We start from the raw sequence: 20,621 nt of genomic DNA, 5'->3' as shown, positions 1-20,621 counted from the left end.
TGGGGCAGCCGGGGTTGCTCCGGCAGACGACACTGTGTGCGCGACCGGTCACAGTGGCGACGGCTGGAGGTGCCCCGTGCGGAAGGCGGCGACCCGGGAGCAGACACCCGCGGGCCGGGTCCGGCTCCCCGACGGGGGAGTGGAGTTCCTCAGACTGGTGGCCCGGCTGCTGCGCCGCCCCCGGCGCACCGATCGGCGACTGCCGGTGTTCTGGCTGGTGGCCGGCCCGGAGGGCGACGGCCTGCTGGCCCTGCTGCGGCGGTTCCTCGGCCAGGACCGGCAGCGCCGGGTGCCGTACGCCGTCATCGAAGCCCGGAGTCTGCCGGACGGTACCGACTTCCCGGCGGTGCTGCGGGAACTGCACCGGCAGCTCGCCGTCGAGGCGTTCGGGGCGGCCCGGTTCCGGTTCCGGCACTACCTGCTCGCCGACTGGCTGACGCACCAGAGCCTGAGTTTCGGCGTGGACGCCGGCGACAGCCGCGCCGGCCTGGTCCAGCGGCTCCGGGAACGGCGCGGCACGGGCGCCACCGGTGAGCCCGTGGCTGCCGGCGGGGACGCCACCACCCTCGTCTCGCAGGCGGTGTTCTGGCTGGTCCGGTTCGCGGTACCGAACGTGGTGTTCCGGGTGGCGGTCTCCGGCCTGCTACCGGTGCTGGGCCGACCCTATTCGTGGTTCATGCGGCAGCAGTACCTCGCCCCCCGGCAGTCGGTCACCTTCCTCGGGTTCGCCGAGCGGCTCAACGCCGGCTGGCGCGACAGCGAGCAGCCCGACCAGGTCGACAAGCTGCTCCTGCACGCCTTCCTCGAGGACCTGCGCCGGGCGTACCGGCGGCGACCCTGGCGGCCGTCCGACTGGCGGCGGACCGCCTCGCCGGTGCTGCTGCTGGAACACGCCGACGCCGGCACCCCCACGCACACCCTGGTCCGGCTGCTCAACGACGTCCGCAACGAGACCGGCCGCAACGACCCGCTGCTGGTGGTCGCCACCGGCACGCAACCGCCACCGGGTACGGACACCACCTACCCGCTCACCGGGGCCGAGGAGGCGTACGAGGAGTGGGCCGGGACGGTGCCGGAGGCCCGGCGGATGCGCCGACCTGCGGCCTGGCTGCTCCCCGTCCAGGTGGGCGCGGAGGCCGGCGAGTACCAGCTGCGGGATGCGCCGGGTGGCTTCGCCGCCCCGGCCCCGCCCTGGTGGGCCCGCCGGTTCCTGCCCGCCGCGCTGTGCCTGCTGCTGCTGGTCGGGGCGGGCTTCTGGGTGACCGGCCGGTGGGGGCCGGGCTGCCTGCCCGCGCCCGCAGGCGGGGTGTCGGTGCGTCTGGTCGGCGACGAGTGCATCGGGTACAGCGACAGCGGGCGGCAGGTGTTCAACGCCGACCGGGGGCAGGACCGGCTGCGGGCCGTCCAGCGGCGGATCTTCGAGCAGAACCGGCGTGCCGAGGAAGCCTGGGCCGACAGCGACCGTCGCCGCCCCTTCCTCACCCTGGTGTACCTGGGTGCCCTCACCGGCAACCGGACCGGTTTCGACGAGGAGTCGTACGTCTCCGAACGGGAGGAACTGGAGGGGATGGCGACCGCCCAGTACGCGCTCCTCCAGGCGACGGCCGGGGTGGACGGCGCGCCCCTGCTGCGGGTGGTCGTCGCCAACGGCGGTGCGCAGATGGCCCACGCCGACCTGGCCGTACGGATGCTGGCCGAGCTGGCCCACGACGACCGGACGGTGCTCGGCGTGGTCGGTCTGGTGGACAGCCGCACCAACACCGCCGAGGCGATCGGCGAACTCAACCGGGTCGGCCTGCCGGTGATCGCGCCGACCCTGTCCGGGGACGGCATCGGCAGCCGGTCGCGCCTCTACATCCAGGTGTCCGCGCCGAACACCGAGCAGGTGCGACTGTTCGAGGAGTACGCGCGGTACCGCCGGCTCACCGACGTCCACGTGTACTACACGACGGGGGAGGGCAGCTCGCTGGACGAGGACGTCTACGTGAGCACCCTGGTGCGGGGCCTGGAGAAGAGCTTCGGCGACCGGCTGCGTACCCCGGCTAAGTGGACCACCGGCACCGCGATGGGTACGGAGTGCGGCTACGCCGGCATGCTGGTCTTCGCCGGCCGCTGGTCGGAGTTCCCGGAGTTCCTCCGGGCCCTGAACCGGGACTGCCCGAACAACCCGCCCCGCAACCTGGTCGGCAACGACTCGGTCAACCGGTACATGGCGAACCCCCGGCTGCGCCGGGACGCGCCGGGCAACATTCCCGTGACGTACGTGTCGAAGGCGTCCCTGGCGACCTGCGCGCGGCTGCGGGCCGCCGCGGCGAGCGGCCGGGACGACGCCCGGGCCACCTTCCTGCGCTGGATCTCCAGCGACGACCTGCTGGAACGCCCGCGTTGCACGACGGACGGCGGCGAGCCGGCCGGCGAACGGGTCAGCCTCGCCTACGACGCCGCGATGATGATGGTCCGCGCGGTGGAAAGCCTGGCCACCCGACTGCACCACGCCGACGCCGAGCCCCGCTGGGACCCGGCGCGGATCAACCCGGTCGGGGTGCACGCCGAGGTGCTGCGCCAGATCGACGGGGAGGGCTACCAGGGCATCTCCGGTCTGATCCGGGTGGACGTGACGACCGGGGTGCCGGAGCGCAAGCGGCTGGCGTTGATGCGGGTGGAGCGGCTGCCCGACGTGTCCGTCCCGCCGGCGGAGGTGTTCCACTGCGGGGTGGCCGACACCTGGCAGGAGGACGCGAAATGCGCCCCGACGCGGTGAATTCCCTTGTGGTGAGCTTTCGCACATGCGCATGTTTCGATAGCATTACCGCCTGGTAACCGCCCCCGGACCCTGGCCACGCGCGCGGCTGAAGGAATCCACCACACCCCCGTCCCGTGGAGGACCGTCCATGCCTCACCGTGCGCCCACCCGCGCCCGCATCCTGCTGGCCGCCCTGCTCGCGGCCGTGCTCGGGGTCGTGCTCGTCCCGGCCGCCGCTGCCTCCGCCGCCACCCGGGCCGCCCCCGGCGCCACCGCCGTGCACTATGTCGCCCTCGGTGACTCGTACTCCTCCGGCGTCGGTGCCGGCGACTACGACCTGTCCACCTGCCTGCGCAGCGACCGTTCGTACGCCCCGCTGTGGGCCGCCCAGCACCAGGTGACCAGCTTCGCGTTCCCGGCCTGCGGTGGCGCGGTCACCGCCGACGTGCTCAACAACCAGCTCGGTCCGTTGAGCACCAGCACCACCCTGGTCACCATCACCATCGGCGGCAACGACGCCGGCTTCGCCGACATCATGTCCACCTGCCGGTTCAGCAGCGAGTCGGACTGCGTGCGGCGGGTCGACGAGGCCAGGACGTTCACCACCACCGTACTGCCCGGCCGGCTCGACGCCACCTACGCGGCGATCCGCAGCCGGGCCCCGAACGCCCGGCTGATCGTGCTCGGCTACCCCCGCCTGTTCGAGACCGGCTGGTGCGGCGCGCTCGCCATGAGCAGCACCAAGCGTACGAAGATCAACGAGGCGGCCGACCTGCTCGCCTCGGTCACCGCCGGCCGGGCCGCCGCGGCCGGCGCCACCTTCGCCGACACCCGGTCCTACTTCGCCGGCCACGGCGTCTGCGCCAGCAGCCCGTGGATCAAGGACGTGACCGGGCTGATCGAGGCGTACCACCCGAACGCCGACGGCTACCGCTACGGCTACCTGCCCGCCCTGAACGCCGTCACCGGCTGACTCTGGAGCCGCCACCCCCTCGAACCTCCTACCACCACCCCCGGGCCCGGCGGCCGACCGTTCCATCAGGGACGCTCGGCCGCCGGGCCGTCTTCCGTCGCCGCTTCAGCGGTGGTCGGGGCTGCGCCGCCGGTGGTGGTCGGGGCACCTTCGGCGGTGGTCCAGGCCGAGGTAAGCAGGTCGTCGAGGGCGTCGGCCGGCATCCCCTCGTCCTCCAGCAGCCCGAGCAGCAGCAGGGTCCGGGCGGTCAACGTGGCGGCGTCCTCGGGCGGGCCCGGCCCCTCCCCGATCGCCGCCAGCAGGATCGCCTCGGCCCGGGTCGGGTCCACCTCCAGGCCGGTGGTGTCGTACCGCTCCCGGGCCGAGGCCACGAACCGGATCAGCGGCCCCCGGTCCGGTTCCGGCCCGAACCGCCGCCGCGCGGACACCAGCAACGCCCCGGCCAGCAGGTCCGCGTACCGCCGCCACTCGTCGTCGGCGAAGCCGCGTACCCGCCGGTCGTGCCGGTCCACCCGACCGTGGGCCAGACTGCGCAGGGCCGCCTCGGCACTCTTCATGATCGTTCCTCCATCGCGATGGTTCGTCTCCACCAGCCGGGCCGTTCCCGACGGCGACGGGCCCGCACCAGGCGGGTCGCCGCCCGTACTCCGGCCGCGATCTCCTCCGGCAGGGCCGGGGCCACCCTCGGCACCGGCCGGGCCGGCTCCGGTGTGCCGGCCAGTCCCGCTGTGTACCGGTCGATGTGTCGCGCGCCCACCGCGAGCCGCGCGGCGACCAGGTCCAACCGCCGGCCCGCCGCCGCGAACCGCCGGGCCGCGATCAGGGCGTCCGTTCGTCCGGTACGCCGCAGCAGGTCCTCGGCCGCGCCGAGCCGCCGCCGCACCCGCGCGGCCAACGCGGCGGCCCGGTCCGCGTCGGCGCGGGCCAGCCCCAGCCCGGCCAGCACACTGGTCGGGCCACCCGGGGTGGCCGGGTCGGCACGCGCCTCGGCCAGCCCGGCGTGGACCGCCCCGAGCGCCCGCCAACACTCGGTCACCGCGTCCTGCCAGGGCAGCCGTCGCCCCGGCCAGCGGCTGGCCCCGTGCAGATACGCGCCGGCCCGGTCGTTCGCCGCGATCAGCGCCAGCCAGGCGGTGCGCAACTCGTCGACCGTCTCGTCCGGCAACCGGGTGGTGTAGTACACGAGCCGCTGTCGCGCGGCGCGCTGCTCGTCGCAGGGACCGGGCCGCCCGCACTGCCGGCAGACCCCGGTGTACCGGACGGTCCGGTGCGCGGCCAGGTCGCGCCGCGCGTCGTCGATCCGCTGCTGCGCGTACGAGGTGAAGTGGCCCCGGTTCACGCGGCGTCTTTCCTGGTGGTCCCCTTGACCAGCAGCGCGAAGCGCACCTCGGGGCAGGGGTACTCCTCGCCGCAGCCGCAGACCCAGCGGGCCACCCGACGGGCGGGATGGGCGAACAGGATGTCCTCGGCGTCTTCGACGTCCTGCGCGGACGCGAAGTCGGACAGGTGTTCCATGGGTACGTCTCCCGTCTGCTCCTTGCTGCGCTCGTGGACAGGGATCGGGCTGGGCCGCGTGCGGGCAGGCTCCGGCACGCCCGGCCGACCAGGGGGAAGCGGGTCGACCGGGCGCTCATTGCGGGGAACTGACCAACTCCACGGCGCTGACCAGGGAGCCGGCCGATTTCGGACCCTACGATAACAAGCTATCGCAGTCAAGCTATCACTTGCGATAACAAGGTGAGAGATGGTCGAATGGCGGTGCTGACCAGGGAGTATCGCCATGCCACCAAGCCCGAAGTGGGCCGAGCTTGCCGACCACATTCGCAAGCAGATTGCCTCAGGTGAGCTGTCGCCCGGTGAGAAGCTGCCGAGCACGGCTCAGCTCTGCCAGATCCACGGCGTGTCGTCGATCGTCGTGCGCAACGCCATGTTGACCTTGAAAGCGGAAGGTCTCGTTGTCGGCGTGCCTGGTGTAGGCGTGTACGTGGCTGAGCGTTAGCCGGGCTGCGCGTCGTTTGCTCGCTGCCCCTCGCCTCCTCGTTCAGCCCGGGGAGGATGGGTTCTTGGTGCCCGGCGCAGTTGCGGCCAGGTCGGCCTATCCGTGCGGGGCGGATGCCCCGAGATACCCGCACCTCGTGTTGATCACACCGGCTGGAGTGCCTTCGCCGGTCGCGTTCGGCGTCTGAATGGGCAGGATGCGGGCTGATCTTGGTGGCCAATGGCCCTCCCCTTGAGGCAGTTCACCACCACGATCGGCTGACGTTGGCGCCTGAAGTCGTGCTTCCATCACCGGGCGGCCTGTTGATGATCGATCCCATACGCTGCGTGGTGGTCAAGGTGGTGGGTGGGCCTGGCTGGATTTCGGCTGAACCAGGGGAGGGCGTCTGAGCAGCGCGGCGGAGATGATCGCGAGACTGTCGACCGCCTCGCAGAAGTTGGACGAGGCGCGCGCCAAGACGGCGGCTGCCGCCCAGGACGTCACCGAGGCTCGGACTCTTGTCGCCGGTGCACGGGAGGGCGCGGGTGCCGGCGCGTTGGTCGGAGCGATTGACGCCTAACGCCAGGCGTTGGCGGAGGCCGTCCAGGGTGCCGACCCGGCAAAGCAGCACGTTCAGGAAGTCGCGGACGAGATCGTCGCTGACGAGGGCTGGGCCGAATCGACTCTGGCAGAAGTGACAACCTTCCTGTCGCGCCTGGTGCGTGGTGAGCCGTTCGTGGGTGCGGTGCCGGCCGAGAACATCATCATTCTCGCGTTCGTCTGCGCGGCTGATTTGCTGTCATCCAACCGGCGTGACGACGAGAAGTGGTGGAACTACCTTGATCGGGCCGAGGCGGCGGGCTGAACTGAGGCAGCCGCAGATCGTGGACTGTTCCCGTCCCATCTGGACGGTCAGTACCTAAGGTCTACAGTGGTGGCTTGAGCCGATCGTGGCGGTCGGGCGAGCTGCGGGGAGAGTGGCGTGGTGGAGCGGTCGGGTGGGGAGCTGGACGGGTTCCGGGTCGGGTACGTGCCGGCCGGCGTCGGTGACCTGGTGACGGACTTCGCCACCGAGTGGGACGACGTCCGCTTCGCGTCCCGGATGTGGGAGCGGGAGACCGCCGAGGGCGCCAGCGTCGACCTGCGGGTGCACGTGCTGCGCGGTGACCGTCTCGCCACCCTCGCCGACCTGGGCGATTTCCTGGCCGGATACCACGAGCGGGCCGCCGACGACCCGACGCTGACCGAGTTCCGGCACGGTGACCTGTCCGGCCTGATCGGGGCGACCGAGGCGTACTGGCTGGTCGAACCGGGTGTCGGGGTGAACGTCCTCGCCGCCCCCGAGGCGGTCGACGCGCAGGAGCTTGCCGCCGTGGTGCAGGCGGTGCGCCCCGTGGCGGGATGACTGTCACGGGTGGTGGCACGGTTCTGACCCCCATTCGGGGGACAGCGGATCCGAGATCAACTCTCTAGTCTGGACTGTTCATCGTTCACAGTGGACGTGGAGAGTCGTGGATCCTCGGCAGGTCAGGCGTCTGGCGGAACAGTCCGCCAACTTCGGTTTCTTGGCGGATCATCCGCTGCTGGTCTGGTACGGAGCAGGTGCTGAGCTGCTCGTCTACCTGGACGCGCAGTCGGCGATGTTCAAGGCGCGGGCGTTCGGTGACGTGCTCGCCCGTGACCTGGTGCACCGCACATCCGCCAAGCCCCAGAGCAGCAGCTTCTACCACCGGGTGGAGGCGCTGTACGCCGACGGCACGCTCACCCCGAACGTCTACGCCGCCTTCGACCGGCTCCGCGACACCGGCAACCAGGCCGTCCACGACCACCTCAGTGAGGTACGTCAGGCGCTGGAACTGCTGCGTACCTGCTTCGATCTGGGCGTCTGGTTCCACCGCGCGCTGACCGGTGACCGTACCCCGATCGGTTTCGTCCCGCCCACGCCGCAGCCCCGGCAGGTGCCGGCGAGCGTCGCGGAGGGCCTCCAGGCGGAGCTCGACCGCTACCAGCGCGAACTGGCCGAGACGAAGCTGCTGCTGGCCGACAAGCCGTCGCTGGCGCAGGCCCGTGCCGACGCGACGGCGGACGCGCAGCGGGCGGTCCGCGAGGCGGACGCCCGTCGGGGTGCGGCGGCCGAGCTGGTGGCGAAGCTGGAGCCGGCCGCCCAGGCGGCGGAACGGGCGTTCGAGGACCGGCCGGCGGCGAAGGTGTCGGCGGCCCGACGGGAGGAGTTCATCGCCCGCGCCCGCCGGGCGTCCCGGGAGCCGTTGAACGAGGCGCAGACCCGCGAGGAGATCGACCGTCAGCTCCGCGCCGCCGGCTGGGAGGTGCAGGACGAGCGTGACCTCAACCTGTTTGCGGACAGTGGGGGCGTCGCCGTCCGGGAGGTGACCCTGGCGACCGGCCGGGCCGACTACCTGCTCTACGTCGACCAGCGCCTGGTCGGAGTGATCGAGGCCAAGCGGGAGGGCACCGCGCCGCGCGGCGCGGAAGCGCAGCTCGACCGGTACCAGAAGGGGCTCACCCGCGAGCAGAAGCTCAACGCCTGGCTGCGGGACAGGCCGCTGCCGTTCGGGTACGTCGCCACCGGCACCGAGACCACCTTCGTCAACGGGCTCGACCCGTTCCCGCGTACCCGGGAGGTCTTCGCCTTCCACCAGCCGGAGACCCTCAAGCGCTGGATGCGGGAGGCGGAGGGCGACCCGGACGCGCCGACGTTGCGGGCCCGGCTGCGGCGGATGCCGGCGCTGGACCGGCTCGGCCTGCGCCCGGCCCAGGCCGACGCGGTCGATGGACTGGAACGGGCGCTCGCCGACGACCGGCCGCGTGCGCTGGTGCAGATGGCCACCGGGGCGGGGAAGACCTTCACCGCCGTGACCGCCAGTTACCGGCTGCTCCGGCACGCCCGCGCCGGCCGGATCCTGTTCCTGGTCGACCGGAACAACCTCGGCCGGCAGACCCTGCGGGAGTACGCGGGCTACCAGACCCCGGACGACGGGCGGAAGTTCACCGAACTGTTCCCCGTCGACCGGCTCACCGGGGCCGGCCTGGTCGACTCCTCCACGGTGGTGATCTCCACGATCCAGCGCCTGTACGGGGCGCTGCGCGGCGTCGAGCTGCCGGAAGCGGACACCGACGACGCCGCGTACGACAGCTACGACCTGGACGCACCGGCCGAGGTCGCCTACAACCCGCGCATCCCGCCGGAGACGTTCGACCTGATCGTGGTGGACGAGTGCCACCGCTCGATCTACGGCAAGTGGCGGGCGGTGATCGAGTACTTCGACGCCTTCGTGGTCGGGCTGACCGCCACGCCGGTCAAGCAGACCCTCGGCTTCTTCCAGCAGAACCTGGTGTCGCAGTACAGCTACGAGGAGGCGGTCGCCGACGGGGTCAACGTCGGCTTCGACGTGTACCGGATCAAGACCGCGATCACCGAGGGCGGGGAGAAGATCGAGGCCGGCACGGTGGTACCGATGCGGGACCGGCGCACCCGGGCCGAGCGCTACCAGGAGCTGGAGGACGACTTCACCTACGGCGGGGAGCAGGTCGGTAAGTCGGTCATCTCGAAAGGGCAGCTCAAGCTGGTGCTGGAGACCTTCCGGGACAAGCTGTTCACCGAGATCTTCCCCGGTCGGAACACGGTGCCGAAGACCCTGATCTTCGCCCGGGACGACAACCACGCCGAGGAGATCGTGCAGATGGTCCGGCTGCTCTTCGGCCGGGGCAACGACTTCGCACAGAAGATCACCTACTCCGCGCGGTACCCGGAGATGCTGCTCCAGGCGTTCCGTAACAGCCCCGAACTGCGGATCGCGGTCACCGTCGACATGATCGCCACCGGCACCGACGTGAAGCCGCTGGAGTGCGTGTTCTTCCTCCGGCCGGTGCGTACCGCCACCTACTTCGAGCAGATGAAAGGCCGGGGCGCGCGGACCATCGACCCCGCCGACTTCCAGGCGGTCACCCCGGACGCCCAGGTCAAGGACCGCTTCGTCATCGTCGACGCGGTCGGCGTGACCGAGGCCGACCTGGACGAGGCGGTGCCCCTGCAACGGCACACCGAACAGCAGATCTCGCTGCGGGACCTGCTCCGCAAGGCCGGCACGCTCACCGCCGACGCCAACGAGGTGGCCACCCTCGCCGCCCGGCTGGCCCGGCTCAACCAGCAGCTCACCGACGACGAACGGCAGGAACTCGCCGACCTGGGCGGGCAGCCGCTGACCGGGATCGTGCGCGGCCTGGTCGACGCGGTCGCCCCGGAACAGTTGAACCCGGCGAAGGCGGCCGGGCCGGAAGCCGTACGTGACCTGCTGGCCGGGGCGCTGCGCCCGCTGGCCGCGAACCCCCGGCTGCGGGACCGCATCCTGGAGATCCGGCGCTCGCACGACATCACCTACGACGAGGTGAACCAGGACCGGCTGATCTCGGCGGCCGGCGTGCCCGCCGAGGAACGCGCCAGGATGACCCGGAGCAGCTTCCGGGAGTACCTGGAACAGCACCGCGACGAGATCACCGCCCTCCAGGTCTTCTACGAGGGCAAGGGCCGGATCGGCTACCAGCAGATCAAGGAACTGGCTGCCCGGATCGCCCGACCCCCGCAGGTGTGGACCCCGGATTCGCTGTGGCAGGCTTACGTCCAGCTTGGACGGACGGCGGAGGCACCCGGGCCGCGCGGTGTGACCGACCTGGTCTCCCTGGTGCGGTACGAGTTGGGACTCGACCAGGAGCTCCGTCCATACCGGAGCCAGGTCGAGGAACGTTTCCGGGGCTGGCTGCTGCGACAGGAACAGTCAGGGGCCACCTTCACCGCCGACCAGGTGTGGTGGCTGGAAAGGATCAAGAACGTGATAGCGGTCAGCGTGGAGATCACGCCGGACGACCTGGACGGCGCACCGTTCACCGAACGCGGCGGCATCGACGGGTACGCCCACACCTTCGGTGATCGCGCCGAGCCGTTGCTGGACGAACTCAACCAGGAGCTGACCGCGTGACCGACCTTCCAACCGGCTGGGAGTGGGCGCGGCTTGATGAGGTAGCCGAAGTCCGCCTCGGTCGTCAGCGCTCGCCAAAGAACCATACGGGCACCCAAATGCGGCCCTACCTTAGAGCGGCGAATGTGGGCTGGAACGGGCTCAAGCTGGATGATGTCAAGGAGATGAACTTCACCGATGAAGAGGTTGAAGTCTATCGCCTGCGTCCAGGGGATATCGTCTTGAGTGAGGCGTCTGGAAGTCCTGGCGAGGTGGGAAAGCCTGCGCTCTGGAACGATGAGATAGAAGGCTGCTGCTTTCAGAATACTTTATTGCGGGTTCGAAGTTGGGGGCCGGATCCGAAGTATCTTCTTAATCTTCTCCGGTTCGAGGCCATGAGGGGTGCCTTCGTCGAGCATTCTCGCGGAGTTGGAATCCACCACATTGGGGCAGGTCGCTTGTCCTCCTGGAGGATACCGCTTCCGTCCCTCGCCGAGCAGCGCCGGGTAGTCGCCCTTCTCGACGGACAGCTTTCTGGCCTCGAATCCGGCCTTGATGCGCTGTTGCTTTCGGGGCGGCGGTTGAGAACTTTGACGAAGGCGATTCTGGCCGAAGCGATCCCGCTTAACCTGCCGGGGAACTGGCGATGTGTTTCCGTGGGTGAGGCCGGGGCCGTGGATCTGGGGCGGCAGCGCCACCCTGACTGGCACACCGGCCCGCACATGCGGCCGTATCTGCGGGTCGCCAACGTCTTCGAGGGCCGGATCGACGTCTCGGACGTCATGGAGATGGACTTTCCGCCGGAGGTCTTCGAGAAGTTTCGCCTGCGTGAGGGGGACATCCTCCTCAACGAGGGGCAGAGTCCCGAATACCTCGGCCGTCCGGCGATCTACAGGGGGGCGCCCGAAGAAGTTGCCTTCACTAACAGTCTTCTTCGTTTCCGAGCTGGTCCCGGCGTGGATCCCGAGTGGGCGTTACTGGTGTTCCGTCGCCACATGCACACCGGGCGCTACATCCGTGAGCTTCGCATCACCACGAACATCGCGCACCTGTCTGCCGGACGGTTCAAGGCCGTCGAGTTTCCGGTGCCTCCCCTCGATGAACAGAGGGAAATTGTTGCGCGGGTGAACGAGCAGCTTGCTGGCGTCGAGCGGCTTCGCAAGGAAATCGAAGACGGGGAAAGGCGCATTGCCGCACTGCGGAAATCTTTGCTGGCCGAGGCGTTCTCTGGGCGGTTGGTGCCGCAGGATCCGGACGACGAGCCGGCGTCGGAGTTGTTGGCGCGGATCAGGGCTGAGCGGGCTGTCAGGATACCGAAGCAGCGGAACCGCGCCCCGCGTAGGAAGAAAGAGTTGCCGGCACCACCGACCAGGGTGACCGGCGACGACTACCAGCAGGAGACCTTGCCGCTGTGAGCACTGTGGATTCGCGCCGCTTGGTGCAGAAGCTCTGGAACTACTGCGACGTGCTGCGCGACGACGGCGTCTCGACCATCGACTACGTCGAGCAGTTGACGTTTCTGTTGTTCCTAAAGATGGCCGACGAGCGGGCCAACCGGAAGTTCCGCCCCGAGCAGATCGTGCCGGACGAGCTGAGCTGGCAGACGCTGCTTGACGCCGAGGGCGTCAACCTGGAGGCGCAGTACCGGCACATCCTCACCGAGCTAGGCAAGCAGAGCGGCACGCTCGGCACGATCTTCCGGAAGGCACAGAACAGGATCCAGGACCCGGCCAAGCTCAAGCGGCTGATCGTGGACCTGATCGACAAGGAGAACTGGTCGCAGGCCGGGGTCGACGTCAAGGGCGACGCCTACGAGGAACTGCTCGCCAAAGGCGCGGAGGACGCGAAGTCCGGCGCGGGGCAGTACTTCACTCCGCGCGCGCTGACCACCGCGATGGTCGACTGCGTGCTGCCCACCCCGGACGACACCATCACCGACCCGGCCTGCGGAACCGGCGGGTTCCTGCTGGCCGCGTTCGACCACATCCAGAGCCAGCACGGCAGCGCGCTCACCCCCGACCAGCGGCGGAAGCTCGCCCGCGACGCGATCACCGGCACCGAGCTGGTCGAGGGGACGGCCCGGCTGGCGGCGATGAACATGCTGCTGCACGGCATCGGTACGCCCGGCGGCGACTCGCTGATCACGGTGGGGGACGCGCTCGGCCGGGAGCCGAGCCGTCGGTACACCCTGGTGTTGGCGAACCCGCCGTTCGGTCGTAGCTCCTCGATCCGGATGGTCGGGCAGGATGGTCGGGCCGCCGACCGGGGCGACGGCGCGGTCGAGCGCCCCGACTTCTGGACCACCACCGCCAACAAGCAGCTCAACTTCGTCCAGCACATCGCGTCGCTGCTGGAGATCAACGGACGGGCGGCGGTCGTCCTGCCGGACAACGTGCTCTTCGAGGGCGGCGCGGGGGAGACCATCCGTCGCCGGCTGCTCAAACAGTACGACCTGCACACCATGCTGCGGCTGCCCACCGGGATCTTCTACGCCGGTGGGGTCAAGGCCAACGTGCTGTTCTTCGAGCGCAAACGCGCCCGCGAGGAACCCTGGACGAGCGTGCTCTGGGTGTACGACTTCCGCACCAACCAGCACTTCACCCTCAAGCAGAACCCGCTGCGCCGGGAACATCTCCAGGACTTCGTGGACTGCTACCTGCCCGGCAAAGACCGGGCCGAGCGGGTGGAGACCGAGCGCTTCAAGCCCTTCACGTACGACGAGCTGATCGCCCGGGACAAGGTCAACCTGGACATCACCTGGCTCAAGGACGCCTCCCTGGAGGACGCCGACGCGCTGCTGCCGCCCGAGGTGATCGCCCAGGAGATCGTGGAGGACCTCCAGGCCGCCCTACGCGAGTTCGCCGCCATCGCCGAGGCGCTCGCCGGCACCACCGGCAAAGACACGACAAGTTCCTGATCAATGACCTGGACGTCTAGAGCGCTCTGTCGACCTTGGAAGGCATCGAGGTGAACCCCCTTCAGGTACGTCATGTTCGAGAAGCACTCGTGCGTCAGTTCGAGCAGCACATCGATCTGAGCGATCTCGATGAGAAGGCCCCCGAACGGCATCGGGAACAGTCGTTCCTGTCGCGTGCCCTGGCCGCGATGGCGGTGCACAACCTGACTGGCATGGGACTCGCGGAGGCTGCCGAGTCGGTGATCGACGGCTTCGACGACTGGGGAATCGACGCTGTCGCGGTCAGCGAGGATGTGCCGCACGTCTGGCTGGTCCAGGCCAAGTGGAGTGACGGCGGGAACGCCTCGTTGGACCAGGGCAGCGCTCTTAAGTTCAAGCAGGGGTTCGACCTGCTGCTGAGGGAGGACTACGCGCGGTTCAACAAGCGGTTCCAGGCTCTGGCGGACCGGGTGGACAAGGTCTTCAGCAAGGGGGACGTCAAGATCACCCTGGTGGTCGCACTGCTCGGTCGTCCCGTACTGGCCGATGTCGTCAACCTGGTCTTCGAGCAGGCGTGCGAGGAAACTAAGCCGATGACCGACCTGAAGGTGCTCGGTCTGGGTGACTTCCACGATTTCGTCCGGGCCGGCATCGGGGAGCCGAAGATCAACCTCACGGCCCGGGTCGACGGCTGCGCCTCGGTACCTGAACCCTTCAAGGCGTACTACGGGACGATGTACGTCGGCGAGGTGGCCGCCTGGTACGACAAACACGGTGACCGTCTGTTCGGCAAGAACCTCCGGACGTCTCTCGGCCTGACCACCGTCAACCGGAGCATCGTCGAGACCCTGGTGAAGCAACCTCAGAACTTCTGGTATTTCAACAACGGCATCACCGTACTGTGTGACGCGGTGCGCAGGACGGCCAAGTTCGCCAACACCGTCGGTGGTCCCGGAGACTTCGAGCTGGACGGCGTCAGCGTGGTGAACGGGGCGCAGACGGTCGCCGCGATCCATGCGGGCGTCCAGCAGACCCCCGAGGTCTCCGGTGTCGGCCGGGTGTGGGTGCGCGTCATCTCGCTGGAGGACTGCCCACCCGGCTTCGCCACCGAGGTGACGCAAGCGACCAACACCCAGAACCAGGTGCAGGCGCGGGACTACGCGGCCCTCGACGAGCGGCAGGCCAGACTGCGGGACGACTTCTCGCTCTCCCTGCACAAGACGTACGTCTACAAGCGCGGCGAAGGCGACCCCCTGCCGGAAGCTGGATGCTCCGTGCTGGAGGCCGCCATCGCCATGTCCTGCGCTCACCGCAATCCGGAACTGGCCATGCGGGCCAAGCAGAACCAGGAGCTGCTCTGGGAGTTCGGGGCGCACGGCAGCTATCACCTGATCTTCAACCCGCAGCCCAGCGCTTACCGGGTCTGGCGGTTGGTTCTCATGCTCCGTACGGTGCAGGCTCACCTGGCCGAGGGGAACCGGGGCCGGGAGGGACGGGCGGCGCAGGTCGCCGAGCATGGCGACCTGCTCGTCGCCCATTTAGTGATGCAACGTCTCGTGACCCCGTCCATCGACGAACGGGATGTCAACTGGGAGCGGGTGCTGGAGCAGGTGTCTGAACTGGCGGACGCGGCCCTCGCCTGGCTCATCCACCACTTTGACGAACAGTATCCGAGCAGCTCCGCTTTGGTCACCTTCCGGCATCCGCAGAAGTGTCGGGAGTTGGTCGCCTTGGCGCTTCGGTCCCTCGCCGGCGACGAACCGCGGCCCAGCCTGCCCCCGGAGTACAGCTCGTCGCCCAAGGAGGGCGAACGGAAGGCGGCGGCGGTGACCGTCATCGTCAACTCCGGCCTTCTTGCCGAGGGGGCGCCGGTGGAGTTCCGGCCGGTGACGGGTCCTGAGCGGAAGACGCTGCTGCCATGGATCGCCGAGAATCCCCGCCGGGGTCAGGCGACCTGGGTCAATGACCGTCGTCGTCCCCTCCTGTGGGCCGCAGACGGCAAGCAGTACACGCCGACCGGGCTGACCATGCAGATGCTGAGGTCTGCACCGGGAGACCCGCCGAGAGCTGTTCAGGGTACGACGCGGTGGTTTGTTCCCGGGCGGGGTTCACTGGCGGCAATCGCGGACGAGATCCGTTCCGCAGAGGGCGAGTAGCGGCTGGCTCGTCTGGTGGGTGAGCTGCCGTGTGGGGCGGGCCCACGGTGGGTCGTGTTCTGAAACCTCCGGTTACCCGGGCGTAACTTGCCATTGACGTGCGCGAATTATGACGGGCATCATGTTGTCCACGATCGATCGGATGTCCCCCGTCACCTCCCGCCACCACCGGGACCACCCCCACCGGAGGGTGCAGCCATGCTGCTCCGAAAGATCCTCGTCACCGCCACGACCGCCGCCGCGTTGCTGGTCGCCGCCACTGCCACCGCCGCCAGCGCCGCCCCCGCACCTGCACCTGAGCGGGCCGCGACAGCCGACAAGGCCGGGCCAGCCGAGCAGGCCGCCCCGGCCGACCGGGCCGCCGCCGGCGTCGGCACGTACGCCACCAACCCGGTCATCGTGGTCGGCGGGCTGTCCGGCGTCGCGGTCGCGTACGAACCGCTCGCCGCCCGGCTGCGCGGCGACGGCCACCGGGTCAGCATCTACCAGCTGCCGAACCTCGGCCTCGGCGACATCGCCGCCTCGGCCCGCGCGTTCAGCGGGTACGTCGCCCAGGTGCGGGCGAACACCGGCGCGGCCAAAGTGGACCTGGTCGCCCACTCCGAGGGCGGTCTGGTCTCCCGGTACTACCTGAAGAACCTCGGCGGCACCGGCTCGGTCGGCCGGCTGATCACCCTCGGCAGCCCGCACTACGGCACGTACGTCGCCGACATCGCCAAGTTCCTCGGCCTCGGCAACTGCGTCGGCATCGTGGCCTGCCAGCAGATGACCATCGGCTCGGCGTTCCTCAACGACCTGAACGCCGGGGACGACACGCCGGGCAGCGTCCGCTACACCACGATCCGGACCCTCCAGGACGAGCTGGTGCGCCCCACCCAGAACGCCACCCTGGCCGACGGGGCGGTCAACGCGCTGGTGCAGACCTGGTGCCCGCTGCGCATCGTCGGACACCTCGGGCTGGTGCTCGACGGCACCACGTACACGATGGTCCAGGACGCCCTGGCCGACCGGTCGATCACCCCGAACTGCTTCGCGGTCTGAACCCGCGTGTCCACCGGGCGGTACCGGGCAGCCGGTACCGCCCGGCCGGCTGTCGGATCACCGTCAGCGGATCCCGCCGGGGCGGCCGGAATCCCTACCCTCGTGGTGGCGATCCCGGTGCCGAAAGCCGAGCCGGCGGAGTCCGCCGCCGACCGGCGGCCGGGCGACGTCACCGGCCGACGGCCGGGCGGGCGACGCCACCTCCGACAGGTGGTCGGGCGACGTCATCGCCGAAGCCGAGCCGGCGACCCCGTCATGGAGGTGGTCCATGTCCCCCCACCAGGTCCTGTCCGCGTCCCGTCCGCACCGTCGCCCACCGGCCCTCCTGCTGGTGCTCGGGCTGGTCCTTGGGCTGGTCGTCCCCACGGTGGCGGCGACCCCCGCGCACGCCGGACCCGTCGTCCAGACGCCCCCGTACTGCACCTCCAGCGCGTTCTACGCGCCGAACCCCGCCAACCCGTTGATCGGCACGAACTGGACGTTGATCGGAAGCCGGAGCAACAGCGGCCACAGCTACCGGTACTGGATGGCGCAGGAAGCGACCGGATCCGTCCTGTACTACCAGAGCAGCCTGGTGGCCCAGTGTTCGGCCAGCGACCTGGTCTCCAGCACGACGCTCACGGCGACCGCTGCCTCCGGCACCGCGTACTGCACCAGCTTCAGCGACCTGACGTCCTCGTCGGTCGTCGAGCGGTACGTCGGGCAACGCTGGGTGCCCACCCGGGGGATCACCCCGACCGCCACGTTCCGGTACTGGCACCGGGAGTGGTTCTCCTACGCCACGTTGACCTACGTCTACGACTCCAGCTACGTGGCGCGCTGCTGACCCGCCCCGCCGCAGGCGGGGCGGGTCAGCGCCGAGCGGCCGGGCGCGGCGGGGCCGAGGGAAGCACCGGGCCCGGCGGGGCCGAGGAGAGCGCGGGTGCTGGAGGCCAGATCCCCCGCCGTGGCGGAGGTGCCCGAATCGAACGGAACAGGAGGAAGCGCCCGCATGGCCTCGGCTGCCGCCGGCCGTCAGCCGGGGATCAGCTCCCCGGGCCTACCCGGGGATCAGCTCCCCGAGCCGATCCAGAGTGTAGACCTCCGAGCCGTCCGGCAGGCCCTCCGGCGCGTCGATGCCGACGAACGTGACCGGCTCGTCCGGCAGGGTTGCGTCCCACATCGTCACCTCCGTCTTCGTACGCCACCGGTCCAGCAGGTAGGCCATGGTGAGGTACCGCCGCTCGACCAGCGCCCGGACCCGGTCGGCGGTGCCGAAGGTGTTGTCCTCCACCCGGTTGAACGACGGCGTGCCCCGCAGGTAGAGATGCAGCCACACGGCCTGCCAGCCGCGCGCGGTCCGGGCGAACACGATCGGCAGCGCCACCCGGCCCGGCCCGCGCAGCTGCGAACGGGCCTGCACGGTCCGGGCGTCGAACGGCGCGCCACGCTGCTCCCGGGCCCGGGTCTGGTACCCGAACATCGACTCGGCGACCTCGTCGAACGACTCACCCGCGTAGATGTTGACCTGCGGGACCACGTACCGCCCCCGGACGGTCAGCGGCACGTCGACGAACTCGGTCGCGCCGTTCTTCGCCTCGGTGACGTCACCGGAGTGCACCACGCCGTCGTGGTGGTAGTTCGTCCAGGACACCTGGCCCGCGCTGTGGAACTCGTCGTCGAGCAGCAGCACCGACAGGTCGTAGTCGGTGCGCCGGCTGGCCTGCCGCCAGTAGGTGAAGAACCGCAGCAGCTCACCCGACACCGACGCCCGTGAGCCCCTCGGCAGCACCGCGAAACCGCCCTCGGCCGCCCTGCCGGACAACGGCAGGGCCACGTCGAGCACCGCCGGGTCCACCAGCAGCCGCCGCTCCAGCGCCGGCAGCCGGGCGGCGATCTCGGCGTCGAGTAGCGCGGACAGTTCGGCCACCAGGTCGGCCGACAGCGGTGGCCGTCGGTCGGGGCCGACGAACGAGGTACGCGAACGGCTCGCGTACATCCGGGCGGACGCGGGCGTCGACCGGTTCTCGACGTGCTCACGCAGCGAGAGCAGCACCCGGCCGGACGCCGAACCGAGCGCCCCGGTGACCGCGTCGACCACCGTGCCGCGCTCCGCCGCCGGGGCCAGCCGCAGCAGCCGGTCCGCGGACCGCAGCAGCAGGCCCGGGGCGGCCGACAGCACCGACGCGGCCGGACCGACGGCCCCGGCCCGGATCGCCGCCTCCGCGCGGCCGGCGAGGCTGGGCGCCCGCCGCTCGCCCCGCGCGACCGCGAACACCTGCTGCGCGTACGGCCACTGACCGTACTCGTGCGGGTGCAGCCGCTCCCCGAGCCGCTTCCACCGTTCCGCGTAGCGCACGACGTCACCGAGCTTGCTCGGGTTCGCCCCGACGACCTGGTCCAGCGCGGCCAGCAGCATCCGCCGCTCCGGCCGACGGAACGCCCGGAACCGGGTGGGGGTGGTGAGCGCGGCGTCCCCGCCGGAGACCTGGCAGGCCAGCCGCAACACGTCGGTCGTGGTGTCCACCCCGACCAGGGGACGGCCCAGGACGAGCCGGATCCCGTTGAGGACGGCACGGTTCTCCCGTACCGGGATCTCGGCCGGCTGGGGGCCGTCCGCGCAGGCCACCGCGAGTTCGCCGAGGATCGCGAGGTCGGCCTCGCCGGGCGGCGTGACGCTGCCGGCCAGCGTCAGGTACAGCCGCGTCGCCTCCGCCTCGACGGTGTCGCCGAGCCGCAGCAGGGTCAACCGGTCCCCGGCGGCGCCGACCAGGGCGTCGTGTACGGCCAGCAGCTCGGCGTAGCTGTGCTGGTAGGTCCCGTAGCCGGGCAGGTCGAGCAGGTTCATCCCGCCCGAAACGACGGCGGCGCGTAGCCGCTCGTCGGTCGCCGTGCCCCCGCCGGCGAGGACGGCCGCCCGCAGCCGATCCACCCAGAACTCGACGGTGTCCGGCACGTCGTCCGGGAACCCGATGAAGTAGGCGTTGTGCCGGACGTGGTCGCCGACCAGCTCGCGTACCGCCGCGACGACCGTGACGGCGAGGTCCATCGCCGGCCCCGGGGCCAGCGTGCCGACGTGTTCCAGCAGGTCCCGCGACGCCGAGAACCCGACATCGAGCAGCGCCGCATCCAGTTGCCGGGCCACCGCCGTGCCGTCACCGGCCGTGCCGTCACCGGCCGGCACGCGCAGGGTCCGCTGGATGATCGCCTTGTCGAGCACGTGACCCTCCCTCCGGCCGGCTCCGGCAGCCGCCGCGTGTACGTGGGTCGCCGGGGACTCGAACCCCGAACCTTCCGATTAAGAAAGTGGAGAAGGAAGCGCCTCCATGGCCGGCCAGCGGAGGGCGGACGCGCTACCAGTCGAATGCTCTGCCAGTTGAGCTAGCGACCCAGGCGTCGATCATCGCACCGCCCGGCCGGCCGTCGCCAGCCGGTTTCGGAGGCTGTGGACACCCCGGTCGATCGTGCGATCACCCCGGACCGCCACCCGGCCCGACCGGGCCGCACAATGGTCGCCGACCAACCGTCCATCCAGAGAGGACACTCGTGAAGAACAAGATCCTGGGCGCGTCGGCGGCGCTGGCCCTGGCGCTCGCCGGCACCGCCGTGGCCGCCTCGCCGGCCTCGGCCAGCGACAGCGGTGGCGCGATCTGCGTGCTCAACCAGAACACCTGGCTGCGGGACTCACCGCACGGCGGTGTGCTGCGCACGCTGACCGCGGGGCGCGGGTTCCGGTGGCACGGCACCGGCGCCGACAACGGCAGCGGCGTGATGTGGATGTACGGGCACGGGGCCGAAGCGCCGGCGCAGGACGGCTGGGTCCCCGCCGACAACCTCTCCGGCTGCTACTGGCCGTAGCGGGCGTCGGGAACGGGTGGCCCC

The 20,621-nt window shown here is 70.4% G+C and carries 17 protein-coding genes and 1 tRNA gene; 13 read left to right on the top strand and 5 right to left on the bottom strand.

Going from position 1 to position 20,621, the window contains the following annotated elements; genetic code table 11:
* Nucleotides 1–76 precede the first annotated feature (76 nt).
* Complete coding sequence (locus tag PVK37_RS28195; RefSeq protein WP_275030857.1) at nucleotides 77–2,761, top strand: type 1 periplasmic-binding domain-containing protein; 2,685 nt, start codon at nucleotides 77–79, stop codon at nucleotides 2,759–2,761.
* Nucleotides 2,762–2,891: 130 nt separating this feature from the next.
* Complete coding sequence (locus PVK37_RS28190; RefSeq protein WP_275030856.1) at nucleotides 2,892–3,716, top strand: SGNH/GDSL hydrolase family protein; 825 nt, start codon at nucleotides 2,892–2,894, stop codon at nucleotides 3,714–3,716.
* A gap of 65 nt (nucleotides 3,717–3,781) precedes the next feature.
* Here PVK37_RS28190 and PVK37_RS28185 read toward each other — a convergent pair whose 3' ends face one another.
* From PVK37_RS28185 to PVK37_RS28175, 3 genes are read right to left on the bottom strand one after another with little or no spacing between them, the layout of a single operon-like run.
* Entirely contained in the window at nucleotides 3,782–4,273 is a 492-nt protein-coding gene (locus PVK37_RS28185; protein ID WP_275030855.1) for a hypothetical protein, read from the bottom strand.
* Nucleotides 4,270–5,055 (bottom strand): hypothetical protein, encoded by a 786-nt coding sequence (locus PVK37_RS28180; RefSeq protein WP_275030854.1) that lies wholly within the window; start codon nucleotides 5,053–5,055, stop codon nucleotides 4,270–4,272. Before PVK37_RS28180 ends, PVK37_RS28185 begins: the two co-directional genes overlap by 4 nt.
* Nucleotides 5,052–5,231 (bottom strand): hypothetical protein, encoded by a 180-nt coding sequence (locus tag PVK37_RS28175; protein ID WP_275030853.1) that lies wholly within the window; start codon nucleotides 5,229–5,231, stop codon nucleotides 5,052–5,054. The genes PVK37_RS28180 and PVK37_RS28175 overlap by 4 nt, the downstream gene beginning before the upstream one ends.
* 265 nt (nucleotides 5,232–5,496) lie before the next feature.
* Between PVK37_RS28175 and PVK37_RS28170 the strand changes: the two genes are divergently transcribed.
* The 10 genes from PVK37_RS28170 to PVK37_RS28125 all read left to right on the top strand — a co-directional run bounded on the left by PVK37_RS28170 (nucleotide 5,497) and on the right by PVK37_RS28125 (nucleotide 17,586).
* Entirely contained in the window at nucleotides 5,497–5,715 is a 219-nt protein-coding gene (locus PVK37_RS28170; RefSeq protein ID WP_275030852.1) for a winged helix-turn-helix domain-containing protein, read from the top strand.
* Between the two features lie 403 nt (nucleotides 5,716–6,118).
* Nucleotides 6,119–6,274, top strand: a complete 156-nt coding sequence (locus PVK37_RS28165; protein ID WP_275030851.1) for a DUF6244 family protein — start codon at nucleotides 6,119–6,121, stop codon at nucleotides 6,272–6,274.
* A gap of 9 nt (nucleotides 6,275–6,283) precedes the next feature.
* Nucleotides 6,284–6,559, top strand: a complete 276-nt coding sequence (locus PVK37_RS28160; protein WP_275030850.1) for a hypothetical protein — start codon at nucleotides 6,284–6,286, stop codon at nucleotides 6,557–6,559.
* Nucleotides 6,560–6,676: 117 nt separating this feature from the next.
* A complete protein-coding gene (locus PVK37_RS28155; RefSeq protein ID WP_275030849.1) occupies nucleotides 6,677–7,099 on the top strand; it encodes a hypothetical protein in 423 nt (140 codons plus the stop codon).
* 160 nt (nucleotides 7,100–7,259) lie between these two features.
* Nucleotides 7,260–10,688 (top strand): type I restriction-modification enzyme R subunit C-terminal domain-containing protein, encoded by a 3,429-nt coding sequence (locus PVK37_RS28150; protein WP_275030848.1) that lies wholly within the window; start codon nucleotides 7,260–7,262, stop codon nucleotides 10,686–10,688.
* Entirely contained in the window at nucleotides 10,685–12,082 is a 1,398-nt protein-coding gene (locus tag PVK37_RS28145) for a restriction endonuclease subunit S (RefSeq protein ID WP_275030847.1), read from the top strand. Before PVK37_RS28150 ends, PVK37_RS28145 begins: the two co-directional genes overlap by 4 nt.
* Nucleotides 12,079–13,584 (top strand): type I restriction-modification system subunit M, encoded by a 1,506-nt coding sequence (locus tag PVK37_RS28140; protein WP_275030846.1) that lies wholly within the window; start codon nucleotides 12,079–12,081, stop codon nucleotides 13,582–13,584. Before PVK37_RS28145 ends, PVK37_RS28140 begins: the two co-directional genes overlap by 4 nt.
* An 89-nt stretch (nucleotides 13,585–13,673) precedes the next feature.
* On the top strand, nucleotides 13,674–15,719 hold the full coding sequence (locus PVK37_RS28135; protein ID WP_275030845.1) for an AIPR family protein: 2,046 nt from the start codon (nucleotides 13,674–13,676) through the stop codon (nucleotides 15,717–15,719).
* A 198-nt stretch (nucleotides 15,720–15,917) separates the two neighbouring features.
* A complete protein-coding gene (locus PVK37_RS28130) occupies nucleotides 15,918–16,760 on the top strand; it encodes a lipase family alpha/beta hydrolase (RefSeq protein ID WP_275030844.1) in 843 nt (280 codons plus the stop codon).
* Between the two features lie 268 nt (nucleotides 16,761–17,028).
* Entirely contained in the window at nucleotides 17,029–17,586 is a 558-nt protein-coding gene (locus PVK37_RS28125; protein ID WP_275030843.1) for a hypothetical protein, read from the top strand.
* Between the two features lie 213 nt (nucleotides 17,587–17,799).
* Here PVK37_RS28125 and PVK37_RS28120 read toward each other — a convergent pair whose 3' ends face one another.
* Entirely contained in the window at nucleotides 17,800–19,959 is a 2,160-nt protein-coding gene (locus PVK37_RS28120; protein ID WP_275030842.1) for a TerD family protein, read from the bottom strand.
* 43 nt (nucleotides 19,960–20,002) lie between these two features.
* Nucleotides 20,003–20,130 (bottom strand) — tRNA-OTHER (locus PVK37_RS28115).
* 155 nt (nucleotides 20,131–20,285) lie between these two features.
* Between PVK37_RS28115 and PVK37_RS28110 the strand changes: the two genes are divergently transcribed.
* Nucleotides 20,286–20,597 (top strand): hypothetical protein, encoded by a 312-nt coding sequence (locus tag PVK37_RS28110; protein WP_275030841.1) that lies wholly within the window; start codon nucleotides 20,286–20,288, stop codon nucleotides 20,595–20,597.
* Nucleotides 20,598–20,621 lie beyond the last annotated feature (24 nt).

It is taken from the genome of Micromonospora cathayae, assembly GCF_028993575.1.
GTDB classification, from domain to species: domain Bacteria; phylum Actinomycetota; class Actinomycetes; order Mycobacteriales; family Micromonosporaceae; genus Micromonospora; species Micromonospora cathayae.
The sequence above is the reverse complement of the archived record's forward strand: the minus strand, read 5'-3'. Positions and strand labels throughout refer to the sequence as shown.

Bases quoted from the DNA above. Each gene is read 5' to 3' on its own strand.
- PVK37_RS28190 (WP_275030856.1), top strand. From the start codon at position 2,892: ATGCCTCACCGTGCGCCCACCCGCGCCCGCATCCTGCTGGCCGCCCTG.
- PVK37_RS28185 (WP_275030855.1), bottom strand. From the start codon at position 4,273: ATGAAGAGTGCCGAGGCGGCCCTGCGCAGTCTGGCCCACGGTCGGGTG.
- PVK37_RS28175 (WP_275030853.1), bottom strand. From the start codon at position 5,231: ATGGAACACCTGTCCGACTTCGCGTCCGCGCAGGACGTCGAAGACGCC.
- PVK37_RS28170 (WP_275030852.1), top strand. From the start codon at position 5,497: ATGCCACCAAGCCCGAAGTGGGCCGAGCTTGCCGACCACATTCGCAAG.
- PVK37_RS28165 (WP_275030851.1), top strand. From the start codon at position 6,119: ATGATCGCGAGACTGTCGACCGCCTCGCAGAAGTTGGACGAGGCGCGC.
- PVK37_RS28130 (WP_275030844.1), top strand. From the start codon at position 15,918: ATGCTGCTCCGAAAGATCCTCGTCACCGCCACGACCGCCGCCGCGTTG.
- PVK37_RS28125 (WP_275030843.1), top strand. From the start codon at position 17,029: ATGTCCCCCCACCAGGTCCTGTCCGCGTCCCGTCCGCACCGTCGCCCA.